This is a genomic window from Tenacibaculum sp. M1.3A, assembly GCF_057732375.1.
The window spans coordinates 111,319-134,275 of record NZ_JBYJEF010000003.1 but is presented as its reverse complement, the minus strand read 5'-3'; the positions used below and the strand labels follow the sequence as shown (position 1 = coordinate 134,275).

Below are 22,957 nucleotides of genomic sequence, written 5' to 3'. Positions count from 1 at the left end.
AGTAGTGATTCTCTATAGAGTGTAAAAAATTAAATAGTTTATGTACTTCAATTTTGATTAAAACTTTTTACCATCATTTTATATAGTTCAGGATGTTTCTTTTTGAACAAATCTGGACGTTCAAAAAAATATTCTGAAGCTACTGCAAAAAACTCTGCTTGATTTGTAGCTCCATATTTTCGAATGTCAGATTGGTTATTATTAATGGCTTCCATTTCTTTATGGATTAAGTTCAACCACGGTATTGCATATTGGTGTTCTAATAGTCGTTCTGGCACACCATCTGTTCTCTCATCCAGCTTATCTATGAGATGCACAAATTCGTGTATACCAGTATTACTTTTATCACTAGTATTATTAAAACCGTGATATAATGCTTTTTTGGATAAAATCATTTGTTTTTCAAAACGCCCATTTCCAACTATTCCACCAATGTTACGTGCGTTATCTTTACTGCTAAATTGCATATCCTCATTAAAATTATCTGGATATAAGAGGACACCACTTAAATTAGTGTAATGCCATTCTTTAAACCCAAAGACAGGAATTACCGCACTTGCTGCAATTAAAATTTTGTCTAATTCTTCCAATTCAAACTGCACACTATCTATATAAACCTCACTCAAAAAAAGCATCATTCTTTGTTGAAACACAAGTTGCTTATCTTCTGAAAGATTTTGATAATAGAGAACATTCTCCATTAATAGCCTGTGCCAATGTTCTGGGAAAGGCTTTATAGTCTGTCGTGCTGTTTTTCTATAAAAATGAATAACAAATAGAAGAAGCACTACTAAAGTTAAAATGTAAATCATACTAACGTATGTATATTAATTTACAAGCTCTGCTTTAAAGCCTATTTTTTGTAATGTAGCTTTTACATCTTCTTCTGTAGCCCCATTGCTTTCAATGGTTAGGATTTTATCAGCATTAGCAGTATCTACTTCCCAACTTTCTACACCTTCTTGCTTGTTTAAAAAAGGGGTCACTTTTGATATACATCCACCACAATTGATATTTGTTTTAAATTTTAAAGTTTTCATAGTTTTTGAATTTATAATTAATATTAAAGTTTTACTCGTTTAAGTCTTAAGCTATTTAAGACCACAGATACGCTACTGAAAGCCATTGCCATTCCAGCAATCATTGGGTCTAATAAAAAACCATTTACGGGATACAAAACGCCTGCTGCAATTGGAATACCAATGATATTATAAATGAATGCCCAAAATAGATTCTGACGTATACCCAAAACCGTTCTTTTTGATAGTTCCAACGCTTTTGGTATGGATTGTAAATCTGATGTTATCAATGTCATCTTCGCAACGTCCATTGCTATGTCAGAGCCTTTACCCATTGCGATACTCACATTAGCCTGTGCCAAAGCGTGTGAATCATTAATGCCATCGCCAACCATAGCTACTATCTTACCATCAGCTTGTAACTTTTCAACAAAAGCTGCTTTCTCTGAAGGCATTACTTCTCCTTGGTAATTTATTATTCCTACTTGTTTTGCGACAGCGGATGCGGTTTTATTATTATCTCCAGTAAGCATATAAACCTCAATACCTCTTTCTTGAAGCGTTTCTATAGCTTTTTTTGAAGTTTCTTTAATCTTGTCTGCAATAGCGAGTATCGCCAGCACTTGTTTTTCATTGCCAAGGAAAATGACTGTTTTTGCTTGCTCTTCGAGGCTTTCTGCAGTTTGCATTAAGGAAGCGTCAATTTGAATATTTTTCTCAAGCATTAGTTTATGGTTTCCAACATAGTATTGTGAACCATTTTCTGTTTGAGCTTTCACACCTTTACCTGTAATACTTTCAAAAGAAACAATTTCAGCTTTTTCAATATTTTCATCTTTTAAGTGGTTGACTAAAGCTTCCGCCAAAGGATGTTCTGATTGCGCTTCAATCGCCAAAAGAACTTGCTTGTATTCATTATTATTTTCAAGTTTATCATTCCAAAGTATATCAGTTACTAAAGGTTTACCTTCCGTAACTGTACCTGTTTTATCAAGAATAACAGCGTTCACTTTATGACCGAGCTCTAAACTTTCAGCATCTTTTATAAGAATATAATTTTCAGCGCCTTTGCCAATACCAACCATAATAGCAGTAGGTGTTGCTAATCCTAATGCACAAGGACAAGCGATAACCAAGACAGCTACCGAAGTTAATAAGGCTTGTGAAAATGCATTATCACCACCAATTAATATCCAAACGACGAAAGTAACGATAGATATACTCAACACAACAGGAACAAATATTCCAGCAATTTTGTCTACCAGTTTTTGCACAGGTGCTTTACTACCCTGCGCTTCCTGAACCATTTTAATGATTTGGGATAGCAAGGTTTCTCCACCTACTTTTTCGGCTGTAAAATGAAAACTTCCTTTTTGGTTAACTGTGCCTGCAAAGACTTTTTCATCCTTTGATTTTTCTACAGGAACTGGTTCTCCCGTAATCATACTTTCATCTACATACGAGCTGCCTTTTGAAACTTCGCCATCTACAGGAATCTTTTCTCCCGGACGCACCAAAATAGTTTGACCTACTTGCACAGCCGAAATGGGAATTTCCTTCTCTTCACCATTCTCTATAATCTTTAAGGTTTTAGGCTGTAGCCCCATCAATTTTTTAATAGCAGAAGAGGTATTTGACTTTGCCTTTTCTTCCAATAGTTTTCCCAAGGAAATAAAAGTTATAATTACTGTTGCCGCCTCATAATAAACGTGAGGCTCGATACCTTGACTTAGCCAGAATTCTGGAAAAAAGGTATTGAATACACTAAAGATAAAAGCGATTCCGGTACTCAAGGCTACCAAAGTATCCATATTAGCCTTACCGTATTTAGCTTGCTTATAAGCATTGATAAAAAAACTACGACCAAACCAAAATAGAACAGGAATAGATAGTGCCAACGATATCCATTTCCCAGGTTCCCATTGCATAAAAAACATTCCTAACACAAAAATAGGAAGTGTAAGAATTGCCGACCAGATGGTACGGCTCTTTATATCTTGGTAGTGCTTTTGTTGAAGTTCTTGTTGTACTTCAGAAGGATTTTCTGCATCTATGATAATATCATAACCTACCTCACGAAGTGCGTTTTGAAGTTGATTAGGACTCAACTCTTTGTCGTATTCGACAAGAACAGAACTATTGGCAAAGTTTACGCTGGCATCAAATACTCCTGATGTGTGTTTTAAGACAGATTCAACGCTGGATGCACAAGATGCACAGGTCATTCCCGTAACAGGAAATGATTCTTTTATACTCTCTTTACGGTTCTTTTCTTTGGTTGCAAATACGTTAATTGTCTCCATAATCCTATTCTTATTTGTAGACTACAAATTTCAGAATTAAAGGACTTTAGTATGTTACGTTTTAGGCTGAATGATTTGTAGAATTTGCTTGTGTATTATGATTTTAGTAGTTAAATTTCATCCAAAGATTTTCGGTTCTTATTGGTGCTTTTTTTGAATTTTGTAGGCGTCATTCCCGTAACTTTTTTAAATTGATTACTTAGATAGGCGACACTACTATAGTCAAGTTTAAAAGCTATCTGACTCAATGTTAATTCATCATAGATTATTAATTCTTTTACACGCTCAATCTTCTGATTGATGATATATTGTTCAAGCGTAATACTTTCAACAGATGAGAACAGTGAACCAAGATATTTATAATCGAGATGTAGGTTTTGACTTATATATTCTCCCCATTTTATATGTAATTCCCCTGAAGAATGATGAATTTTATCTACGACCAAAGTCTTCATTTGTTCAATAAGCTGACTTTTACGATTGTCTATTAAACTAAACCCTGAGTTTAGAAGTGATTGGGACAGACCTGATTTTGTTTTAGAATCTAATGTAGAAAGTAATTTGACCTCTCCCAATTTGATAGAAGTGTAGCGTATTTTCTGTTGGTCTAAAATATGTGATACCGCAGATATACATCTTGGGCATACCATATTTTTTATGTAAATAGTCTTATTCATATCTTATCTACTTTAAAAAAGTGTCCACCCTGCTTTACTTAGAGAATAATAAACCGCCGCTATAGCAGCAACTGCAAAAATTAATATCATTGCAATTAATGCTATAACTTTATCTTTATTTGAAATATCACTTTTGGGTTTATATTTCTCTTTTTGAATTTTCCTTCTATTTCTTCTGCTTTCACTCATTATCTTTTTTCTCTTTTAAAGCTATAATGCTTTAAAAAACAATCAAACTACTTTCAAATTCTAAATTGCATTTATTCTATTGTGGCTTTTACTTCACCACATTTTAACATTGCTTCACCATAATATGGGTTGCGAATTTCTTCTTCTAAACTCAACCAATATGCACCTTTGTTATTGTCTGCCATTGGGCAAAACTCACTGTATACTTTTTGATTAATTCCAAAAAGCTTGACACCACTTGTCATATGTGAAGAAAGATGCTTAAAATGTCCTCTTTGCTCTGCTATATCTGAATTGTTTTCAATTCCATTAGCAGACGTTTTTAATTCCTTTTGAATAGTCATCCAATGGTTATGCGCTTTCTCGTCCTTAAGCAGCTTCATATCTACTTTTGCTAAATTCTTTCCTATGCTTTTTGCAGCTGTTTGTGCATCATTACTGTTATCATTTATCAAAGCATCTTTTAGAAGGATATAATCATTAAAAACCTGTTTTAACTGATTCTGAAATTTGTTTGAAACTTCAATCCTTTCTTTCATTTGAGAATGGTTGGCTTCATTTGTATTTTCTCCAGAATTATCTTCTTGCATTCCCAAATGCCCTTCGTGGCCTGTCATTGTTTTACCACCAGATGCATTCATCATACTTTTTTTTCCCTGTAATTGTGCAGCGGCATCTACGGTAAACGTTCCGTTAGTTACGACTTCATCTCCATTCTTTAAACCTTCAAGAATGGTATAACTATCGCCATTGGCATTGCCCAATAAAACTTCCCTCATTTCGAAAATAGCTTCATTAGGGTTTGTTTTGACATAGACTACAGAGCGTTCTCCCGTCCACATAACAGCGGTTGACGGTACGGAAACGGTATTCTCGGTGCTTGTTTGCGTACCCTCAATTATACCTTCCACAAACATTCCCGGTTTAAAGAGGTCTTTCTTATTTTGCAAGACCGCTCTTACAACCACCGTTCTAGTTGCAGAATTTAATAAGGGGTCGATGAATGAGACTTTTGCATCAAAAACCTCATTGCGATAAGCATTTGTGGTCACTTTAATAGTTTGCCCTTCTTTTAGGGATGCAATTTGATTTTCATAAGCATCAAATTCTGCCCATACTGTATTGAGATTTGCAATTTTGTATAAGGGTTGTCCTTGCTTTAGATAATCTCCTTCTTCTACCATTTTCATTGTTACCGTTCCTGAAACGGTTGCAAAAACCGGAAAGTTTTCTTGCACTTTCCCAGCAGTTTCTATGGCGTTGATTTGCTTTTCGGAAAGTTTCCAAAGTTTAAGTTTGTTCCTAACAGCCTTATACAATTCTGGTTGCGATTCTTTTAATGATGAAGCAGTAAGCAGTTCTTGCTGTGCCGCAACCAATTCTGGCGAATAAATAGTTGCCAAGCGTTGTCCTGCTCCAACACGTTCTCCTGTAGAATTAACGTACAGTTTTTCTATTCTTCCTCCAAAATATGTGACCTGTACGGCATTTGACTCTTCGTTGGCTTTAATCTTACCAGATAACTTAAGGGAATTATTTCCCATTTGTCCTTTTCCTACAAGTGATGTTTGGATATTGGCCAGAGCCATTGCGTTATCGGTCATTTTTATTTCATTGGCATTGAGGCCATCTGCACCAGATTCGGCTGGAATTAAATCCATTCCACAAATGGGACAATCCCCAGGTTCTGGTTGCATAATCTGTGGATGCATAGAACACGTCCACATTTGATTAGAAGCAATTTCTTCTGAATGGTCGTGGGTGTCTTTCGCATTATTTGTTGCCTTGTCCGCAGAACCTCCACCGAATAGTAGAAAGCCGCCTAACAGGCCAACAATCAAGGCAACACTTATATAAATGATGTTTTTATTCATTTTAATTTTATTTATTTGTTATTTTCCAATCTTTTAATCATTGCTTTCATTTCAGCAATTTCCTTTTTTTGAGCCTCAATAATATCTTCTGCCAATTTTTTAACCTCTGGGTCTTGAATGTCCGCTCTTTCACTAGTCAAAATAGCAATCGAGTGGTGTGGTATCATTGCTTTCATCCACAATACATCTCCTACCGTCGACTTCTGATCACGTACCAATCCTAATGCACCAACAAATAGCACAATACTACCCAAAACAATGGCTATATTCTTCTTTTTGCTTTGATACATATTTCGCATCGCCACAAACATTATAATGGCCATGGCAGCAATACCCAAGCAACTCATATAAAAACGTGTAAGGCTAAAATAGACGTGATCTATTTGATAAGTGTTCAAGTACATTGTAATGTACATTGCTATAAATGATACAGCGAGCATCAATAAAAATTTTGTGTAATTTCCTTTTTTCATTTCTTCGTTTTGTTTTTGTGTATTCATTTGTTAATGGTTTTAATTATTTTCTTTTTTTTATTTTTCTAACAGTAGGCGAACTTGTGAACCAAAGTAAAAACCCACTGAGTACTGTTATTAATCCTAAAAGGGAAAAAGCCCTTAAAACTATTGTGTTAAAATTATCGCGTCCTTGATAATCCATGGTATGTGTCATCCATAAGAAGTCGAACCAACGCCAATCTCGATGACGAACTGTTTGAAAAGCTCCGTTTTTAATCGCCACATAAGCCTTAAGATTTTCATCAGTTTTATATGAAATTTCATAAGCCGGCAAAGGTCTTCCTCGGTACTCATGATGATCACCTACAGTTTCAATCCTTCGTATTTGTTCAAATTTTAAATCCGACAACATATAGCGCTCAGCTACTTTTATGGCTTCCTGTTCTGTGAGTTCGTCTTTCTTTACACCTGTAAGCGCATTATAAAGGGTTGTTTCATTAATCCAATAGTAAGGTGTATCTGCTATTTCAAGAAGCTCTAGTGATCTAATAGGCTCTTTTAAACCTAATTGAGAACTTCCCAATAAATCAGCAAATGCAGCTTGTTCAGGATTTTCTTTTTTGAAATGGTCACCGTGAATCTCATCAATATCCGTCCAACTAAAGTACATTCCGCTAATAGTCCACATCAAAAATTGGACGCCTAAAAAGAGGCCCAAATAGCGATGCGCTTTTCTAATTTTTATTGCTGTCTTTCTTTTTACCATTTTAATTTACTTCAAATGGAAATTCAACAACGACCTTTTCCCAACTCAAACTCATTGTACCTGATACATCGGAAGTCTTTATTATCTTATATTCTAAATGCTCCTGAACTTCTTCGGAAATTTTAGGGGTTACTTTAAATTGTAATACATCATCTTTCTCGTCATATTCATCTTTACCGTGTTGATCCCAATTTGAATTAAACATTATGGTCCATTTTTCTTTTGATGGAATAGTAAAAAACCCATATTTACCTGCTGGTAAAACCTTCCCATCAATGGTTAAATCCTTATTGGTTTCTATCCAAGTTGCGTTATGTGCGCCAGCTTGCCACACCTGATCGTAAGCCAACAATCCACCAAATATTATTCTATCTCTAACTCCAGGTGATGAATAGTCGATATGAATATGAGCATCACCTATCATTGCCATAGTTGAAGTATGTGGACTTAATATTTTCTTTGACGGCTTAGATGTAGTTTCAGTTTGTGATTGCTCTGGAATTATTTTGGCTTCTTTTTTATCTTGCTTACAAGACGTAAAAAGAGTAGTACAAAACAATAGGGTAAAAAGAATACGTAGTTTCATATGATTTTATTTTTTATTTCTGGAAGAAGAATGTGTTTTAATAATTTTCCATTTTTCATCCATTTTCTTTAGAATGGAAGTTGCAACACCTTTCTTAGCTATAGTTCTACTTTCGCCTTCCTCATTGGTTTTTAATACAATGGTATAGATATACGTTTCTGTTGTAAAGGCATAAGTGCCATCAACCTGAACATCGATGTCATAATCTGAAAATGTGAAGCTTTTAAAGTGTCCCAATTCTGGGCCTAAATGATGCTCTATATAGTGTGCATAAGAACCTTCTACACCACCAGATTCAAATACTTTTGAATCTTCTGTAAATAGTTCAAATGTCCCCTCGGTCGTTAAATTTTGTAATGCATCCTTATATGACTTCATTACAGATATTACGCCTTCTTTATCCGTAGAATCTTTATCATTCTGTGCATTGGTAATGCTGACTGTTGCAATAAGAACAGTTACGAGTGTAATAATTTTAAGTACTTTCATAATTATAGTTTTAAATGGGTTATTTGTTAACGTGAATTCTATTAATGTTTGCAATACCAAATACCAATACCAAAAAGCTCAATAAAACTTCCATCATTACCAATAGTTTACCTTCAATAGTCAATGGTACAATATCTCCAAACCCAACCGAGGAAAAAGTGATTAAGCTGAAATATAAAAACTCGAAAAACTGTAATAAAAATGAGCCATTGAGCGCTGTACTCGATTTAAAATTTTCAGGGTTCAAAGTATATAAAGCGTGATAATCTGCTGAAAACGAAAGGACAATCAAAATAATCAATACCCCAAATAAAGTAAGAACGTGGGTTAGCTGATGACTTTCGCCTATTATTTTACTTAACTGTATAAAAGTGAGCCTAACGATAAATACTGTTTTAACCAATGCTAAACCAACAATTAAGAAAGGTAGAAATAGACTGCTTGAATCTAAACCAGCCCAAAGAGTATAACTCAACGATAGAGCAATCACTACACTTGCAGTAAGCAATACCTTTTTAAACAGTTGCTTGTAAAAGCCTGTTCTTTCAGATTTTTCTATTGTGTTCACTTTAGTCATTTTCAATTTATTTTCTTAACTAAATAATTGAAGCGCCAATGCACCACCAACTATTAAGATTAGTATGGTATATATTATGTAATTGAACCATTTTCTAACTACAGACTTTTCAGTTGTATTTTGACACCCGTCTTTGCAACACTCTTTCATTGTTATATCATCCTTTTTTATATGCAAAAATCCTTTAAATAATACTTGAAAATGAGAGGCAACCTTTATTAACCAATAAACCAACCAAAATGTTTACCCCTCACAATCAAGTACTCTTCACTAAACTTCTCTTCATCATAAATTTTTAATCGCCTGACCTAGGAAGAGAGATGTTATATTTTAGGGATTTTTAATCTCTCTCTCTCCCTTGTGCAGGCTGCTATTAACCAAATCAACTTTTCTTTTCAAAATTAATTGTGCCTGACTAGGGAAGGAACTAACACTAACCATTAACATTGTTTTCCTTCCCAGGACAGGACTTAAAAACTATTCAGATATCTTTATCATTTTACAACCTTCTGTTAACTAATAAACCAGAACATTGAAAATATTTTTTAAACAAAGGATTATCTATTGAATAGTCTTTTGAACTTTTCCGCATTTAAGCATTCTACTGCCGTAATATGGATTTTTCACTTCTTTACTTGTACTCAACCACGCACTACCCTTATCATACATTGGGCAAAATTGCTCGTATAACGTGCTTTTTGTACCCGTAATAGCTACCATATCAGTAATATCCTTACTTAACGTTTTAAAGTGCTCGCGTTGGTGGTCTATCGCACTTTCAGAAATATGTTCTGCGTGCTCGGTAGCATCTTCTATGATATCGGCCAGCTCTTCTTGCTGTTCTTTTGTATAACTACTACTATCAAATGCTTTTAGAGAGGCTACCAATTTAGTACCTGATTGTGCCGCTTTTTTAGTATCATCTCCTACCAAAGCATCTTTTAATATGAAGTAATCACTTAAAATAGCTTCGGCTTTTGCATCACTATTCATATTCATCATTTTACTATGATCCATTTTCATCTCTCCATGATCGTGGTTCATTTTTTCCTTTTCCTGTGCATTGGTAAAAGAAACTGCTAACAATAACATTGCTGCTATACTTATTTTTAAATTTTTCATCTTTTTTCTTTTTAAATTAATTATAAACTGTCTTTTAATTGTGTGATAAAACTGATTAATTCCGCTGCTTCAGCTTCTGAAAACTTTGCATCTTTATGAATCAAGGTATAAGAGTCCAAAGGCATTTCGCCACTTTCTATCTGTTTGATAATTGACCTTAACTTACTTTTCTTTCTTCGACTAGATAAAGAATCCCATTCATTAAAATTAAGTTCAGCTTTGCCTTCTTTTATGTGATCTTCTAAAAACCAAGTAATTGGTTGGACTCTATTGTACCAAGGGTATTGGGTATTATTACTATGACAATCATAGCAGGATACTTGTAACTTTTTTTGAATTGTTTTAGGTACATTATTAACCAACATAAAATCGGTTACCGGGACAATATCGCTTTGGTTGCGTTCTGTGGGTACAAATTGAATTCCCACTAGAACGACCAATGCGATAATTGCTATGATATTTATAGCCTTTTTCATTTAGTTAATCTCTCTTTGTACTTTTCCACATTTTAGCATTTTGCTACCGTAATAAGGGTTCTTAACATCTTTACTCATACTTAACCAAGCACTACCGCCGTCATACATTGGGCAAAACTGTTGATATAGCGTGTTTTCTGTTCCTGTGATTGCAACCATATCGGTTACATCCTTACTCAAGATTTTAAAATGCTCTCTCTGGTGGTCTATATCACTTTCAGAAATATGCTCTGCGTGCTCCACCGCATCTTCAATAATGTCTTTTAGATCAGCTTTTTGAGCGTCTGTATAATTTGAAACATTAAGATTACCGAAGCTTTTTGCAAGAGTAGCACCAAGTTCTTTTGCCTTAGCATTATCATCAGATACTAAAGCATCTTTGAGGTTGAAATAGTCATTTAAAATGACTTGAGATGCACCATTTCCATTCATTGCCATTTTCTTGCTTTCTTCATCGTGATGTCCATCGCTGTTATTATGGTTCATTTCTGAATGATTACCATCTGAGTTATTTTGTTCCTTTTTTGCGTCTTTGCAAGACACCGCTGTTAAGGTTATAAATGCTATCGCAACTATACCTAGTGTTGATTTTAGTTTTTTCATTTTTATTTATTTTAGGTTATTAAATTATTTAAAATCTTACTGATAATCCTCCGCCAGTACCAAAACGGTTATCGTAACTCGCCATAAGTGAAAAGTTTCTTGAGAGCATATATTCAGCTCCTGTACTCCAAACTGTTTCTGAAGTGAAGTCTTTATTCATTGGTATATTATCCACAAAACCTAAATCTATTTGATATTCATAATAACCGAATACAGACAGTTTAGGGAATATCATTATACTTCGTCCTACACCAATTCTTGGTCTTAATTTATTATCAACGCGTACATCTAAATTGAATAAGTAAGGCGTTAAATAACGAACACCAACAACTGCTGTTGTACTAAATTTCTCTAAGCTATCACGTGTTTCATTCTCAATATTAATACCACCGAAAACCCTTAGATAATCGTGTAAATAGCGTTCATAAGTTATTTCACCTTCCATATTCTGGTTCCACCCATATTCAAAAGATGCGTTAAATTGATTTCTAATATTAGAGGTCATTAAATTAAAACCAGTAGTGTGCGACGCCGCATCTACCAATCCCCAAGAGTACCATTTGTTAGTTTCTTCAATAATTTTAGAAGCTGGAAATTCATCCATTCTTGGATCTCTTGGTGTATCATAGGACACTACTCTTGCCATACCACCCATCATATGATATAAAATATGGCAATGGAAAAACCAGTCTCCAGCCTCATCACCATTATTCCCATAAAATTCTATGGTCATTTTTTGCATTGGTGGTACATTTACCGTGTGCTTTAATGGTGAGTATTCTCCATTTTCATTAAGTACCCTAAAGAAGTGACCGTGCAAGTGCATTGGGTGGTGCATCATCGTCAGGTTATTGAATGTAATGCGCGTTACTTCCTTATTATTTATTTTGATATTATCCGCCTCTGACAATGGTACACCATTCATACTCCAGATATAACGATTCATATTTCCTGTAAGATTTAATAATATTTCTTTTACAGGAATATTTTTATCATAGTTTGTTTTTTCAGGCGACTTCAAATAATCATAATTATACTCGGAAAACATATCCATTCCTGCCATATTAGAATGGTCCATCTTGCCCATTGCTGTAGTATCTTTTGGTTTCTTCATATCCATGCCTGACATTTTTGAATGATCCATCTTCATACCTTCCATTTTAGAATGGTCCATTGACATAGAGTCTTTAGACATCTCCATATTCATTCCAGACATTGTTTTGTCTTTCTTCATATCCATTCCAGACATTTTTGAATGATCCATCTTCATACCTTCCATTTTAGAATTATCCATTGGCATAGAATCTTTAGGCTTCTCCATATTCATTCCAGACATTGTTTTGTCTTTCTTCATATCCATTCCTGCCATTTTAGAATGGTCCATTTTCATCTCTCCATCCATTTTCATTCCTTCCATTTTATCCATCTGCATCCCGTATTCCTCTTTCATCTCAAAACGCTCATCCTTACCTGGCTGAAATTTTAAGGCGTGTGCACCCATTTTCATATCCATTTTAGCCATTTTCTGCATCATCCCGATTTTATCTGGTCGAGCAACATCCATTGCAGGTAAAATTGGACCATTACCTATAAAAGCAGAGGCTGTACCAGAACCATCTTGTGCAGTAATTCTAAATTCCATCTTACCCTCTTGTGGAACTGTGACAATAAAATCATACGTTTCTGCTACTCCTATAAATGTTTTATTTCTTTCAACAGGAACCACATCTAATCCATCTGAAGAAACCAGTACAGGCGTTTTCCCACCAAAAGTCATCCAAAAAGAGGTAGAAGCTCCTCCATTAATCATTCTCAATCGAATTTTTTCACCAGGTTTAAATTCTGGGTACTCAATACTTTCTTCTCCATTAATTAAAAATGCAGGATAGTATACATCTGCTATATCTGCACCTTCCATACGCTGTCTCCAAAAATCTAATTGTGCACCAAAAGCGCCACGTGCAATTACTTGGTTAAGTGGTGTAGCTGTTCCTTTTTTAATACCATACCATTCGTTGCCACGTTTTAAATTACGCAGTACATTCATTGGCTTTTCATTTGTCCAATCAGATAATACCAACACCAATTCTTTGTCATAATCCAACACTTTTTCTTTAGGCTGAATTACTATTGACCCATAAACACCACTTTGTTCTTGTAACATTGTATGGGAATGGTACCAGTACGTTCCTGATTGTTTGATAGGAAATTCGTATTTCTGTGTATGTCCTGGCTCTATAGGTGGTGTGTTTAAGTACGGTACACCATCGTAAAAATTAGGAAGTAAAAGTCCGTGCCAATGCACAGAGGTTTCTACACTCATTTCATTTTTTACATAAATAACCGCGTATTCTCCTTCGGTAAACTCTAAAGTAGGACCTGGAATTGTTCCGTTAACGGTCATTCCCATAACGTCTTTCCCTGCTTTGTTTACTATAGCTTCACGTAAGGTTATGGTATGTTCTCTTACTGGAAGGTTGTTTATATTTCCTTCCGCTACTTGCACTTCTTGTGCAAAAATGCCCGTAGTTAATGTAAGTAAGAATAATACTATTAGTTTTGTTTTCATTTTTGTTTTCATTTTTTTAAATCAACCTTTTTAAGATAGTATTTTTTGTTTTTTTATCTTTAATGAGATTCTTTATACTTGCTGTAATTTTCTTCTGACTCAAAATAAGCTACTTCACCTTCTTTTTTCATTAAAACAATATAAGCTTCTGTTTTATCAACTTTTTTATTACTATAAGGATCTGTACCTGTTCTAGCAGTTTCCTCGTTATTTAATTTACCTACACACATTTGGCAGCAACCGTAGTAGGTCTTACCATTAACAGGTACTGGTATTTGAGGTTTTCCCATATAGGCATTGTTTACCATACAAACTAAATCGTTTGGTACTTTGGCACCTACTTCGTACTCTTGTTGTGTTTCTTGAATTGTCTCCTTTTGTAGTGTCACTACAGCTGTTTCTTTTTCTTTATTCTGTTTCGTTTTTGAATTACAAGCTGTTAAGCTAAAGGTTACTAATAATAGTAATACGAATGGTTTTGCTAATTTTTTCATTTTTATTTATTTATTAAATAGTTTATCAAGGCAGACTTTAAATAATAGCCTTTTGTAGATTCGATTAAATTGATTTGAAACCTTAATTGCAATTCTTGTACATCGAGCACATCGTTAAAATCTATAGTTCCGGTTTCGTAATTCTTAATGAGAATTTCTTCGGCGTCATTCGCCTGCTTTAAATTGTCTGTTTGTACATTAAACTTAATTCTCATTGTATTTCTGTTATAAATAGCTTGTGCAAGACGTGTTTCAAGGTTATTGAGCCTCTCTTCTTTCTGTGATTTTATTTCCAATTGTTTCAATTCATTTTGCTTTGTCACTGACTTATATTTATTATTGAAAATGGGAATTGAAATAGAAACCATAGGCATCACAATGTCTTTACCATTATCGGAAAAATTCATATCTGGACGTTCTGATACAGGCACATAGTCCAAACCAAAACCGATATTGGGCGCACTCTCTTTTTGGTTTAATAATTCGGCTTCTTCGATAGATTCATATAATTTATCGTATTTAATAAGTTCTGGGTTAAGCTGTAGATTGTCAGTCAAAATAAACACATCTTCTTCGGGAATTATCATCTGCTTTACGACCTCTACGGCAATATTTTCATCACGATTCAAAAGATTATTAAAGAGCGCTTGCTCCGCCAAATAATCTTGTTCCAGCACTTCTTTCTGCTGAATCAACTCGTTCTGTCTTATCTGAAGGCGAAGTACATCAACCGCTGATGCCTTTCCCACTTCTACAGAGGTTAATGCAAGGCGTTCATAGGTTTCCAAAAGTTCTATATTCTCATCCAGAATACCCTGTTTTGCACTTATGGCATAGAGTTTATAATAGGATTGGGATACTGATAACGAAAGTTTTCTTTTTGCAATCGCTATATCAACAAATTGGGCTTCGGCCATTGATGAAGCATAGTTTTCCCTTGCTGATATGGTTCCAAACCAAGGCAACATTTGTTTTACTGAAAAACGTGCACGTTGCGCCCCTGTACGGGTTTCTGGTTCGCTCACAAAGTAGCCTACGCCAATCTCTGTGTTTGGTAACCAATCAGCTTCATTTACCTTTTCTTCCGCTATGTTGTAGCGCAATTCAAAAGCTTGAATTTCTGGATTATTCTTTTCAGCTTCCTGAATATAGGATGCTAAATCTTGTGCATTTACTTCCGCGAAAGCGAAAAAAACAAGTACTATTAAAATTATATATCTCATTTTTTAGCTCGTTTTAATTGAAATTCTTTCTTCCAGCTAAATAGCACTGGTAACAAGAAATAAGAGGTAATATCGATAATCATCCCACCAAAAATTGGGATGGCCATAGGTATCATTATATCACTTCCTTTTCCTGTAGAAGTGAGTATGGGTAATAGTGCCAGAATGGTAGTTACGGTTGTCATTAAACAAGGGCGTATTCTCTTGCCAGCAGCTTCAAGGGTTACCAGTCGAATTCCTTTTTTATCCTCTGGATTTTCCCTGTCAAAAGACTGTGTGAGATAGGTTGCCATTACCACCCCATCATCTGTAGCAATACCGAAAAGAGCAATAAAACCTACCCAAACCGCCACACTTAAATTGATAGTTTTCATATTGAACAGGTCTCGCATATTTTCCCCGAAAAGATTAAAATTGAAGAACCAATCTTGGCCGTATAACCAAATCATAATGAAACCACCAGCAAAGGCTATAGTAATTCCTGAAAATACCATAAGCGATGTGCTGACTGATTTGAACTGGAAATATAGAATCAAGAAAATAATAAGAAGTGCGAGTGGCACTACAACAGAAAGTGTTTTCTCCGCTCGTAATTGATTTTCGTAGGTACCTGTAAATTTATAACTGATTCCTTTAGGAACGATTAACTCGCCAGCCTCAATTTTCTTTTTAAACAAGGCCTGCGCATTTTCAACTACATCTACCTCGGCAAAACCATCGAGCTTGTCAAAAAGTACATAACCGATTAAGAATGTGTCTTCACTTTTAATTACTTGCGGACCTTGTTCATAACGAATATCCACCAACTCGCCTAATGGAACCGGACTTCCTTTTTCCACAGGTACATAAATATTTTTAAGGTCTTCTGGGTTACCACGCAACTCTCTTGGGTAGCGAACACGAACACCATAACGCTCACGACCTTCTACGGTTTGGGTAAGTGGCATACCGCCTACGGCTACTTGAAGTACTTCTTGAACATCCATAATTGAAATTCCGTATCGCGCCAATTGCTCTCTTTTTATATCAATTAACAAATAAGGTTTACCTACAATACGGTCTGCAAAAACAGCTTGTTCTTTTACACCTTCGGCTTGTTTCAAAAGACCTTCCAATTGCAGGCCAAAGGCTTCAATAGTTTTTAAATCAGGCCCTTTCACTTTGATGCCCATAGGTGCTCGCATTCCAGTCTGAAGCATTACCAATCTTGTCTCGATAGGTTGTAGTTTCGGTGCAGAGGTAACTCCAGGAAATTTAGTGACCTTAACTATTTCATTCCATATATCATCAGGACTGACTATTTCTGGTCTCCAGTTACGGTAGTATTCCCCATCATCATCTGGAATTAAATCTTCATTAGTTGCGTTTGTTTTAAGTTGAGATGCTTCGTAGTTTGCATCGTCACTGATTTCGTTATTTGGGTTGATGATGAATTTTTCATTTTTCAATACAAACAATCCATCATCATTCATTTTATAACGTTGGCGCTCTCCAGATTCATTCCGCATATATTCAGATTTATACTGAATCATATTTTCATACATTGATAACGGTGCTGGGTCGAGCGCAGATTCTGTTCTACCAGATTTTCCTACTACCGTTTCTATTTCTGGAATCGTAGCAACCGCCATATCGAGTTGTTGCAGTACGCGCTTGTTTTCTTCTACACCTGAGTGCGGTAAAGAAGTAGGCATTAAAAGAAATGAACCTTCGTTGAGCGATGGCATAAATTCTTTCCCTGTGTTACGCATTATAAGCACTCCTAAAATAAACACCGTTGTTGGAATGATTAAAAACAGCAGTCGGTTTTGAAGTGCCCAGCGCAATATATTGTCATAATATCGTTGGAAAATTGAAAACACACCGAGTAATCCAAAGCAGATAATCGCTACAAAAATCAAGTTCATTAAAATACTACGGTCAAAACCAAGCGGTCGCCAGTATTCAGCCAGTAAGAATACAATTGCAATACAGGAAATGATGATGTGAAATAAATTAGCTCTTTTTGTTGTAATAATATCTCTTACACTCAGTAGCGCAACAACTCCATACCCTATTAAGATAAGCCCTAACCAATAGCCGTAAACAATGGCAGTGATGCCAAGAATAATAAGCAAACCATTAAGAATGTATTTAGAACGTTCCCTAATATTTGTTTTTCTGAATAGGAAAGCGGCAAAAGGTGGTATCAAGAAAAGTGCAATAACTAAGGCCGCAGAAAGCGCCATTGTTTTAGTGAATGCTAGCGGTCTGAATAGTTTTCCTTCAGCACCTATTAATGTAAATACTGGTATGAAGCTTATAATAGTTGTGAGAACCGCTGTTAAAATAGCTCCTGAAACCTCGGCAGTAGCATTATAGACAATTTCATCATTAGTGTATTCGATTCCGCTTTCGCGAAAGCGTAATTTTTCATCTTCCAAATGCCGAATCATATTTTCGGCAAGTATGACACCTACATCTACCATCGTACCAATGGCAATAGCAATACCAGAAAGTGCAACAATGTTTGCATCTACATTGAATAGCTTCATCGCAATGAACACCATTAACACGGCAACAGGCAATAATCCTGAGATTAAGATGGATGCACGCAGGTTGAACACCATTACTATAATGACCAGAATGGTAATTAAGATTTCAAGCGTAAGAGCTTCATTTAGGGTATGAAGTGTTTCTTGAATAAGTTCTGTACGGTCATAAAATGGAACAATGGTTACTTGTGATGTGCGACCGTCTGCTAAGACTTTGCTTGGTAATCCGGATGAGAGTTCCGCTATTTGGTCTTTCACATTATTAATTACTTCCATTGGGTTTGCACCGTAACGAGCCACAACGACACCACCCACAACTTCAGCTCCTTCTTTGTCTAATATACCACGTCTGGTTTGTGGTCCTAAATTTACTTTTGCGATATCCTTGATTCGTATAGAAGTAAAATTTTCTGAAGTAACTACTGCATTTTCAATATCAGCTACAGATTTTACATAACCCAAACCACGAACTAAATATTCTGCTTGATTTATTTCTAAGGTCTGCGCCCCAATATCTTGGTTGCTTTCCTTTACTGCTTTTACAACATCGCTTAAACCAATACTGTATTGGCGCATTTTTTCAGGGTCAACATCAACTTGGTATTCCTGCACATAACCGCCAATAGAGGCAACTTCTGAAACACCACTTGCCGAGGACAATCCGTATTTTACATAGTAATCTTGAATACTACGCAGCTCCTGTAAATCCCAGCCGCCAGTTACATTTCCTTTTTCATCACGCCCTTCTAATGTGTACCAATATATTTGACCTAAACCTGTGGCATCGGGTCCTAAAGATGGATTTACGCCACCTGGTAATAGGTTGGCTGGCAGTGAATTTAGTTTCTCTAAAATCCGACTACGTGACCAATAGAATTCAATATCTTCTTCAAAGATGATATAGATACTAGAAAACCCAAACATAGAGGAACTACGAATGGTCTTTACACCAGGTATGCCCAGTAATGACGTAGTTAAAGGGTAGGTAATCTGGTCTTCAATATCTTGCGGTGAGCGACCTTGCCACTGGGTAAAAACAATTTGTTGATTTTCCCCAATATCTGGAATAGCATCTACTGCGACAGGATTAGATGGTAAAAAACCAGTGTCCCAACCAAAAGGCGCGTTTACAACGCCCCAACCTATAAATAGGGTGAGCATTAAAACTGCAACGAGTTTGTTCTCAATTAGAAATTTGATGCTTTTATTTAGCATAGAAATGATTATTAAGTAATTATTATAAATCTTGTTTAAGAAATGAAAAACAAGCAGAAATGTCCTAAACAAATTAATGCAGGACTACAGTTCTAATTACTTAAAAATCAAATAAGGAAGGTTTGGTCTAAAACTTGAATATCCCTGACCAAGGGAGGAGGTGTATAATCTCTAAATGAATTTAAATCTTCTTGAGATTCGAAAATCAAATTTATATAGGTGTGGATAAAAGCAGCAACAAATAGTTGTTGGTCTTTATCCAATTTTTCGAACGACGTTTTTAAAGTATCTTGACCTTCAACAATCACTTGTTCATCACTACAACAATCTTTTTTGGAGATATCACACTCTGATGAATTCGATTGCTGTTGAACTTCCATACCACAAGTTTTGACGTGACCGAATAAAGAAGTATCCACTAAAGTATCGCCACAGTAATGACTATCAACAGTAAAAGATACTGTTGATAACAGCACTAAAAGTGCCATAAAAAATGATGATATTTTAAAGAAAATCTCTTTCATTAATATTTGCAAAGGTATTAAATTTTTAGCAGAATTTCTTTATTTAACAAAAAATTAAAATTGCACTTGAGGATTTGTACTGCATTTAATCCATTACAAATTATAAATTATTGAGTCTAAATTGCTTAAATCTTATTATTAAGAATTATTTTAAATAATATTTGTTTAATTGAAAAAGACCACTAAATTTGTTCTTTATTTATATTCATCCTAAATAATTTAAAGCAAATGCGAATTCTCTTTATTCTAATACTTATCTTGCAATTCCCAAATATATGGGCACAAACTAATCCCCAAAAAAAAGATACTATCCAACAAAAAACGGAACAGTTAAAAGAGGTTGTAGTCTCAGGAAATACTATACTAGGTAGTAGGTTTGAGGTTAAAAACAAAACGGGTTCTGCAAGCTATATTTCCGAAGAAGACTTAAAAAAATTCTCTTATACTAACATCAACAGGGTATTACAAACAGTTCCAGGAATTAACATTTATGAAGAAGATGGTTTCGGATTACGCCCAAATATAAGTTTGCGAGGCACATCGCCTGAGCGTAGTGCAAAAATCAATTTAATGGAAGATGGTGTGCTCATTGCCCCTGCACCTTATAGCGCACCTGCCGCCTATTATTTTCCTACCATTGGTCGTATGCAGGCCGTAGAAGTTTTAAAAGGAAGTAGTCAAATTCAATACGGTCCCAATACCACTGGTGGCGCCATTAATATGATATCTTCCCGAATTCCAAACAAATTCTCTGGAAGGGCTTCCATTGCTGCAGGAAATTACGATTCAAGAAGTACTCAATTAACAATTGGTGATAGCTATAAAAATTTTGGATTTGTAACGGATTATTTTAATTATAATTCTGATGGTTTTAAAAATCTTGACGGTGGTGGCAATACAGGATTTGACAAATCTGATTATTTGGCCAAGTTTAGGGTTAACTCAAATTTAGACGCAAAAACGTATCAGTCATTAACGTTTAAAATTCAGTATTCCGAAGAAGAGGCAAACGAAACTTACTTAGGTTTGACAGATGAAGATTTTCAAGAAAATACCTTTAGAAGGTACAGAGCTTCTTCAGAGGATGTAATGAATGCCGAGCATCAACAATACCAACTTACCCACTTTATCCGATTATCATCATCATTAGACATAAGCACTACCGGTTACTTGAATAAATTCAAACGTAATTGGTACAAATTGGATGATGTAAATTTAGGCGAAAGAGTGAGCATTAGTAATATCCTTTCATCGCCACAGAATTTCCCATTAGAATACCAAACCATTTTAGGAAACGAAAACACCGAAGAAGATGCTATGGGCGTAAAGGCAAATAACAGAGCATACACTTCAAATGGTGTTCAATCCATTGCCAAATTACGATGGGGTTCTGATTGGTTACAAACTTTAGAAGCCGGAATACGCTACCACGAGGATGATGAGGACAGATTTCAATGGGTGGACAGGTATGAATTCTTGAACAATGAATTAATACGTACCGAAGTAGGCGAAAAAGGGTCTGACGCTAACCGCATAAGTGGTGCAAAAGCTCTCGCTGCACACCTCTTATACACCATAAAAGTTGAGAACTTGACCCTAACACCTGGCTTACGCTATGAGAATATAACTCTAACCCGAAGGGACTATGGTACCAATGACCCTTCGAGGACTGGTCAAGATTTATCCATTCGCGAAAACAAGGTAAACGTATGGATTCCTGGTTTAGGCGCAAACTACAGATTTAGTAACGATTTTTCAGTTTTTGGTGGTGTACACAAAGGGTTTTCCCCACCAAGCAATACACCAGGGCAAAATGCTGAAGAAAGTATTAATTACGAAGTAGGAACCCGATTTAGCGTTAAAGGGCTACAAGGGGAACTTGTTGGGTTCTACAATGACTATCAAAACCTACTGGGAAGTGATTTGGCTGCTACAGGTGGTACGGGAAGTCTTGACCAGTTTAATGCAGGTGAAGTGCGCGTAAGCGGTATTGAATTTTTACTGAATTACGACCTATTATATAATAAGTCAGGAAAATTTAAACTTCCTGTGTCGGTTTCCTATACCCTCACGGATACCGAATTTCTGACCAGTTTCGATAGCAACGAGGATATTTATGGAGTGGTGACCAAAGGGGACGAAATACCATACATCGCAAAAAATCAATTAAATGCAACTTTTGGGCTAGAGCATAAGAAATTTGAAGTAAACCTAAATTCACGATATACTGGAGCAATTAGAACTAAAGCCGGTTCAGGATCTATTCCTGAAAATTTTAAAGTGGATTCTAACTTCATAGTTGACTTATCTGCTCGTTATTTTCTTAATGAAAATTTTACGCTATCAACAAACATCATAAACCTATTTAATACAAAATATGCTGTATCTCGTGTGCCAGCAGGTTTACGTCCTGGCCATCCTTTTGGGATAAATTTTTCTGTTGCGTATGGGTTTTAGGAAAATATACTAAAGATGACAAAAGACACAATTTTATTGAATAGACCTTACCTTTGGGATTGTTAAATTAATAATAATCAAAGTTTTATTAAAATGATCTGGAAGAATAACATAAGTGAAAATTTTAACTGGGGGCAAGAAATATCAAATATAGACCAAAAAGAGATAGTTGCAAAGAAAATCTCAAAATTGGTTCAAGACAGTCAAACCATAGGTATAGGCTCGGGCTCTACAGCATTTTTAGCCTTGAAGCATATTGCTCAAAAAGTAAAAGAAGAGCAATTGACAATAAAAGTTATTCCCACTTCTTATGAGATAGAATTAGCGTGCACATATTTGGGTCTCACACTAACAACACTTCAGCAAGAGAGACCAGATTGGTACTTTGATGGTGCTGATGAAGTGGATGTAGACAACAATTTAATAAAGGGACGTGGTGGTGCTATGTTTAGGGAAAAATTGTTATTAATGTCGAGCAATAAAAATTATATTATTGTAGACAAATCAAAGATGGTCACTCATTTAGGAGAAAAGTTTAAAGTACCAATAGAAGTAATCCCTGAGGCTATAAACTATGTACGCCATTCACTAGTTAAAATGGATATAGTAACAATGGATTTAAGAATGGCCACAAAAAAAGATGGTCCTGTAATAACAGAAAATGGAAATTTTATTCTTGACGTAAAATTTAAAAAAATAGAAAGGACATTTGAAAAAGATATAAAGAATATCGTTGGAGTTATTGCGTCTGGATTATTTCAAAATTATGACATCTCAATTATTACACCTTAATCAAATTTTAGTC

21 protein-coding genes are annotated in these 22,957 nt (G+C 35.3%); 2 read left to right on the top strand and 19 right to left on the bottom strand.

What is annotated here, in order from left to right; all coding sequences use genetic code 11:
* Window positions 1-47: 47 nt before the first annotated feature.
* From AC28QF_RS05960 to AC28QF_RS05870, 19 genes are all read right to left on the bottom strand, one after another.
* Entirely contained in the window at window positions 48-812 is a 765-nt protein-coding gene (locus AC28QF_RS05960) for a M90 family metallopeptidase (protein ID WP_145000693.1), read from the bottom strand.
* Between the two features lie 15 nt (window positions 813-827).
* Window positions 828-1,040, bottom strand: coding sequence for a heavy-metal-associated domain-containing protein (locus AC28QF_RS05955; protein WP_145000695.1), 213 nt, complete (start codon window positions 1,038-1,040; stop codon window positions 828-830).
* Between the two features lie 23 nt (window positions 1,041-1,063).
* The gene (locus AC28QF_RS05950) at window positions 1,064-3,322 is read right to left on the bottom strand and encodes a heavy metal translocating P-type ATPase (RefSeq protein WP_145000697.1); all 2,259 of its coding nucleotides are present in this window, start codon (window positions 3,320-3,322) and stop codon (window positions 1,064-1,066) included.
* Between the two features lie 110 nt (window positions 3,323-3,432).
* Complete coding sequence (locus AC28QF_RS05945; RefSeq protein WP_145000699.1) at window positions 3,433-3,999, bottom strand: helix-turn-helix domain-containing protein; 567 nt, start codon at window positions 3,997-3,999, stop codon at window positions 3,433-3,435.
* 12 nt (window positions 4,000-4,011) lie between these two features.
* A complete protein-coding gene (locus AC28QF_RS05940) occupies window positions 4,012-4,188 on the bottom strand; it encodes a hypothetical protein (protein ID WP_186439168.1) in 177 nt (58 codons plus the stop codon).
* 71 nt (window positions 4,189-4,259) lie between these two features.
* Window positions 4,260-6,062, bottom strand: a complete 1,803-nt coding sequence (locus tag AC28QF_RS05935) for an efflux RND transporter periplasmic adaptor subunit (protein ID WP_145000701.1) — start codon at window positions 6,060-6,062, stop codon at window positions 4,260-4,262.
* A gap of 11 nt (window positions 6,063-6,073) precedes the next feature.
* Window positions 6,074-6,502: a DUF305 domain-containing protein gene (locus AC28QF_RS05930; protein ID WP_488201140.1), complete on the bottom strand. Its 429-nt coding sequence runs from the start codon at window positions 6,500-6,502 to the stop codon at window positions 6,074-6,076.
* A gap of 76 nt (window positions 6,503-6,578) precedes the next feature.
* Window positions 6,579-7,283 carry a PepSY domain-containing protein gene (locus AC28QF_RS05925; RefSeq protein WP_145000705.1) on the bottom strand — a complete coding sequence of 235 codons (705 nt, stop codon included), beginning with the start codon at window positions 7,281-7,283 and terminating at the stop codon, window positions 6,579-6,581.
* Between the two features lies 1 nt (window position 7,284).
* Window positions 7,285-7,869, bottom strand: a complete 585-nt coding sequence (locus tag AC28QF_RS05920; RefSeq protein WP_488202412.1) for a DUF2911 domain-containing protein — start codon at window positions 7,867-7,869, stop codon at window positions 7,285-7,287.
* Between the two features lie 6 nt (window positions 7,870-7,875).
* The gene (locus AC28QF_RS05915) at window positions 7,876-8,358 is read right to left on the bottom strand and encodes a YybH family protein (RefSeq protein WP_488201242.1); all 483 of its coding nucleotides are present in this window, start codon (window positions 8,356-8,358) and stop codon (window positions 7,876-7,878) included.
* A gap of 19 nt (window positions 8,359-8,377) precedes the next feature.
* On the bottom strand, window positions 8,378-8,935 hold the full coding sequence (locus AC28QF_RS05910) for a potassium channel family protein (protein WP_488201142.1): 558 nt from the start codon (window positions 8,933-8,935) through the stop codon (window positions 8,378-8,380).
* A 561-nt stretch (window positions 8,936-9,496) separates the two neighbouring features.
* Window positions 9,497-10,057, bottom strand: a complete 561-nt coding sequence (locus AC28QF_RS05905; RefSeq protein ID WP_488201143.1) for a DUF3347 domain-containing protein — start codon at window positions 10,055-10,057, stop codon at window positions 9,497-9,499.
* 20 nt (window positions 10,058-10,077) lie between these two features.
* Window positions 10,078-10,533: a heme-binding domain-containing protein gene (locus tag AC28QF_RS05900; protein WP_488201144.1), complete on the bottom strand. Its 456-nt coding sequence runs from the start codon at window positions 10,531-10,533 to the stop codon at window positions 10,078-10,080.
* A complete protein-coding gene (locus AC28QF_RS05895; RefSeq protein WP_488201145.1) occupies window positions 10,534-11,136 on the bottom strand; it encodes a DUF3347 domain-containing protein in 603 nt (200 codons plus the stop codon).
* Between the two features lie 28 nt (window positions 11,137-11,164).
* Window positions 11,165-13,705: a multicopper oxidase domain-containing protein gene (locus AC28QF_RS05890; RefSeq protein ID WP_488201146.1), complete on the bottom strand. Its 2,541-nt coding sequence runs from the start codon at window positions 13,703-13,705 to the stop codon at window positions 11,165-11,167.
* 59 nt (window positions 13,706-13,764) lie between these two features.
* On the bottom strand, window positions 13,765-14,199 hold the full coding sequence (locus tag AC28QF_RS05885) for a hypothetical protein (RefSeq protein WP_145000714.1): 435 nt from the start codon (window positions 14,197-14,199) through the stop codon (window positions 13,765-13,767).
* A 2-nt stretch (window positions 14,200-14,201) separates the two neighbouring features.
* Window positions 14,202-15,422, bottom strand: a complete 1,221-nt coding sequence (locus tag AC28QF_RS05880) for a TolC family protein (protein WP_488201147.1) — start codon at window positions 15,420-15,422, stop codon at window positions 14,202-14,204.
* Window positions 15,419-19,171, bottom strand: coding sequence for an efflux RND transporter permease subunit (locus AC28QF_RS05875; RefSeq protein WP_488201148.1), 3,753 nt, complete (start codon window positions 19,169-19,171; stop codon window positions 15,419-15,421). Before AC28QF_RS05875 ends, AC28QF_RS05880 begins: the two co-directional genes overlap by 4 nt.
* Before the next feature lie 107 nt (window positions 19,172-19,278).
* Entirely contained in the window at window positions 19,279-19,695 is a 417-nt protein-coding gene (locus AC28QF_RS05870; RefSeq protein ID WP_488201149.1) for an HYC_CC_PP family protein, read from the bottom strand.
* 258 nt (window positions 19,696-19,953) lie between these two features.
* Here AC28QF_RS05870 and AC28QF_RS05865 point away from each other — a divergent pair, with 258 nt between their 5' ends.
* Together AC28QF_RS05865 and rpiA are read left to right on the top strand one after the other, a co-directional pair.
* The gene (locus tag AC28QF_RS05865) at window positions 19,954-22,152 is read left to right on the top strand and encodes a TonB-dependent receptor family protein (RefSeq protein ID WP_488201150.1); all 2,199 of its coding nucleotides are present in this window, start codon (window positions 19,954-19,956) and stop codon (window positions 22,150-22,152) included.
* Window positions 22,153-22,245: 93 nt separating this feature from the next.
* Entirely contained in the window at window positions 22,246-22,944 is a 699-nt protein-coding gene (rpiA, locus tag AC28QF_RS05860; RefSeq protein WP_267676232.1) for a ribose 5-phosphate isomerase A, read from the top strand.
* Window positions 22,945-22,957 lie beyond the last annotated feature (13 nt).

What these genes read in the sequence shown, in the direction of transcription:
- AC28QF_RS05910 (WP_488201142.1), bottom strand. Translation starts at nt 8,935, where the DNA reads ATGACTAAAGTGAACACAATAGAAAAATCTGAAAGAACAGGCTTTTAC.
- AC28QF_RS05895 (WP_488201145.1), bottom strand. Translation starts at nt 11,136, where the DNA reads ATGAAAAAACTAAAATCAACACTAGGTATAGTTGCGATAGCATTTATA.
- AC28QF_RS05940 (WP_186439168.1), bottom strand. Translation starts at nt 4,188, where the DNA reads ATGAGTGAAAGCAGAAGAAATAGAAGGAAAATTCAAAAAGAGAAATAT.
- AC28QF_RS05935 (WP_145000701.1), bottom strand. Translation starts at nt 6,062, where the DNA reads ATGAATAAAAACATCATTTATATAAGTGTTGCCTTGATTGTTGGCCTG.
- AC28QF_RS05905 (WP_488201143.1), bottom strand. Translation starts at nt 10,057, where the DNA reads ATGAAAAATTTAAAAATAAGTATAGCAGCAATGTTATTGTTAGCAGTT.
- AC28QF_RS05955 (WP_145000695.1), bottom strand. Translation starts at nt 1,040, where the DNA reads ATGAAAACTTTAAAATTTAAAACAAATATCAATTGTGGTGGATGTATA.
- AC28QF_RS05875 (WP_488201148.1), bottom strand. Translation starts at nt 19,171, where the DNA reads ATGCTAAATAAAAGCATCAAATTTCTAATTGAGAACAAACTCGTTGCA.
- AC28QF_RS05885 (WP_145000714.1), bottom strand. Translation starts at nt 14,199, where the DNA reads ATGAAAAAATTAGCAAAACCATTCGTATTACTATTATTAGTAACCTTT.
- AC28QF_RS05915 (WP_488201242.1), bottom strand. Translation starts at nt 8,358, where the DNA reads ATGAAAGTACTTAAAATTATTACACTCGTAACTGTTCTTATTGCAACA.
- AC28QF_RS05900 (WP_488201144.1), bottom strand. Translation starts at nt 10,533, where the DNA reads ATGAAAAAGGCTATAAATATCATAGCAATTATCGCATTGGTCGTTCTA.
- AC28QF_RS05890 (WP_488201146.1), bottom strand. Translation starts at nt 13,705, where the DNA reads ATGAAAACAAAACTAATAGTATTATTCTTACTTACATTAACTACGGGC.
- AC28QF_RS05930 (WP_488201140.1), bottom strand. Translation starts at nt 6,502, where the DNA reads ATGCTCGCTGTATCATTTATAGCAATGTACATTACAATGTACTTGAAC.
- AC28QF_RS05945 (WP_145000699.1), bottom strand. Translation starts at nt 3,999, where the DNA reads ATGAATAAGACTATTTACATAAAAAATATGGTATGCCCAAGATGTATA.
- AC28QF_RS05870 (WP_488201149.1), bottom strand. Translation starts at nt 19,695, where the DNA reads ATGAAAGAGATTTTCTTTAAAATATCATCATTTTTTATGGCACTTTTA.
- AC28QF_RS05880 (WP_488201147.1), bottom strand. Translation starts at nt 15,422, where the DNA reads ATGAGATATATAATTTTAATAGTACTTGTTTTTTTCGCTTTCGCGGAA.
- AC28QF_RS05920 (WP_488202412.1), bottom strand. Translation starts at nt 7,869, where the DNA reads ATGAAACTACGTATTCTTTTTACCCTATTGTTTTGTACTACTCTTTTT.
- rpiA (WP_267676232.1), top strand. Translation starts at nt 22,246, where the DNA reads ATGATCTGGAAGAATAACATAAGTGAAAATTTTAACTGGGGGCAAGAA.
- AC28QF_RS05960 (WP_145000693.1), bottom strand. Translation starts at nt 812, where the DNA reads ATGATTTACATTTTAACTTTAGTAGTGCTTCTTCTATTTGTTATTCAT.
- AC28QF_RS05925 (WP_145000705.1), bottom strand. Translation starts at nt 7,283, where the DNA reads ATGGTAAAAAGAAAGACAGCAATAAAAATTAGAAAAGCGCATCGCTAT.
- AC28QF_RS05950 (WP_145000697.1), bottom strand. Translation starts at nt 3,322, where the DNA reads ATGGAGACAATTAACGTATTTGCAACCAAAGAAAAGAACCGTAAAGAG.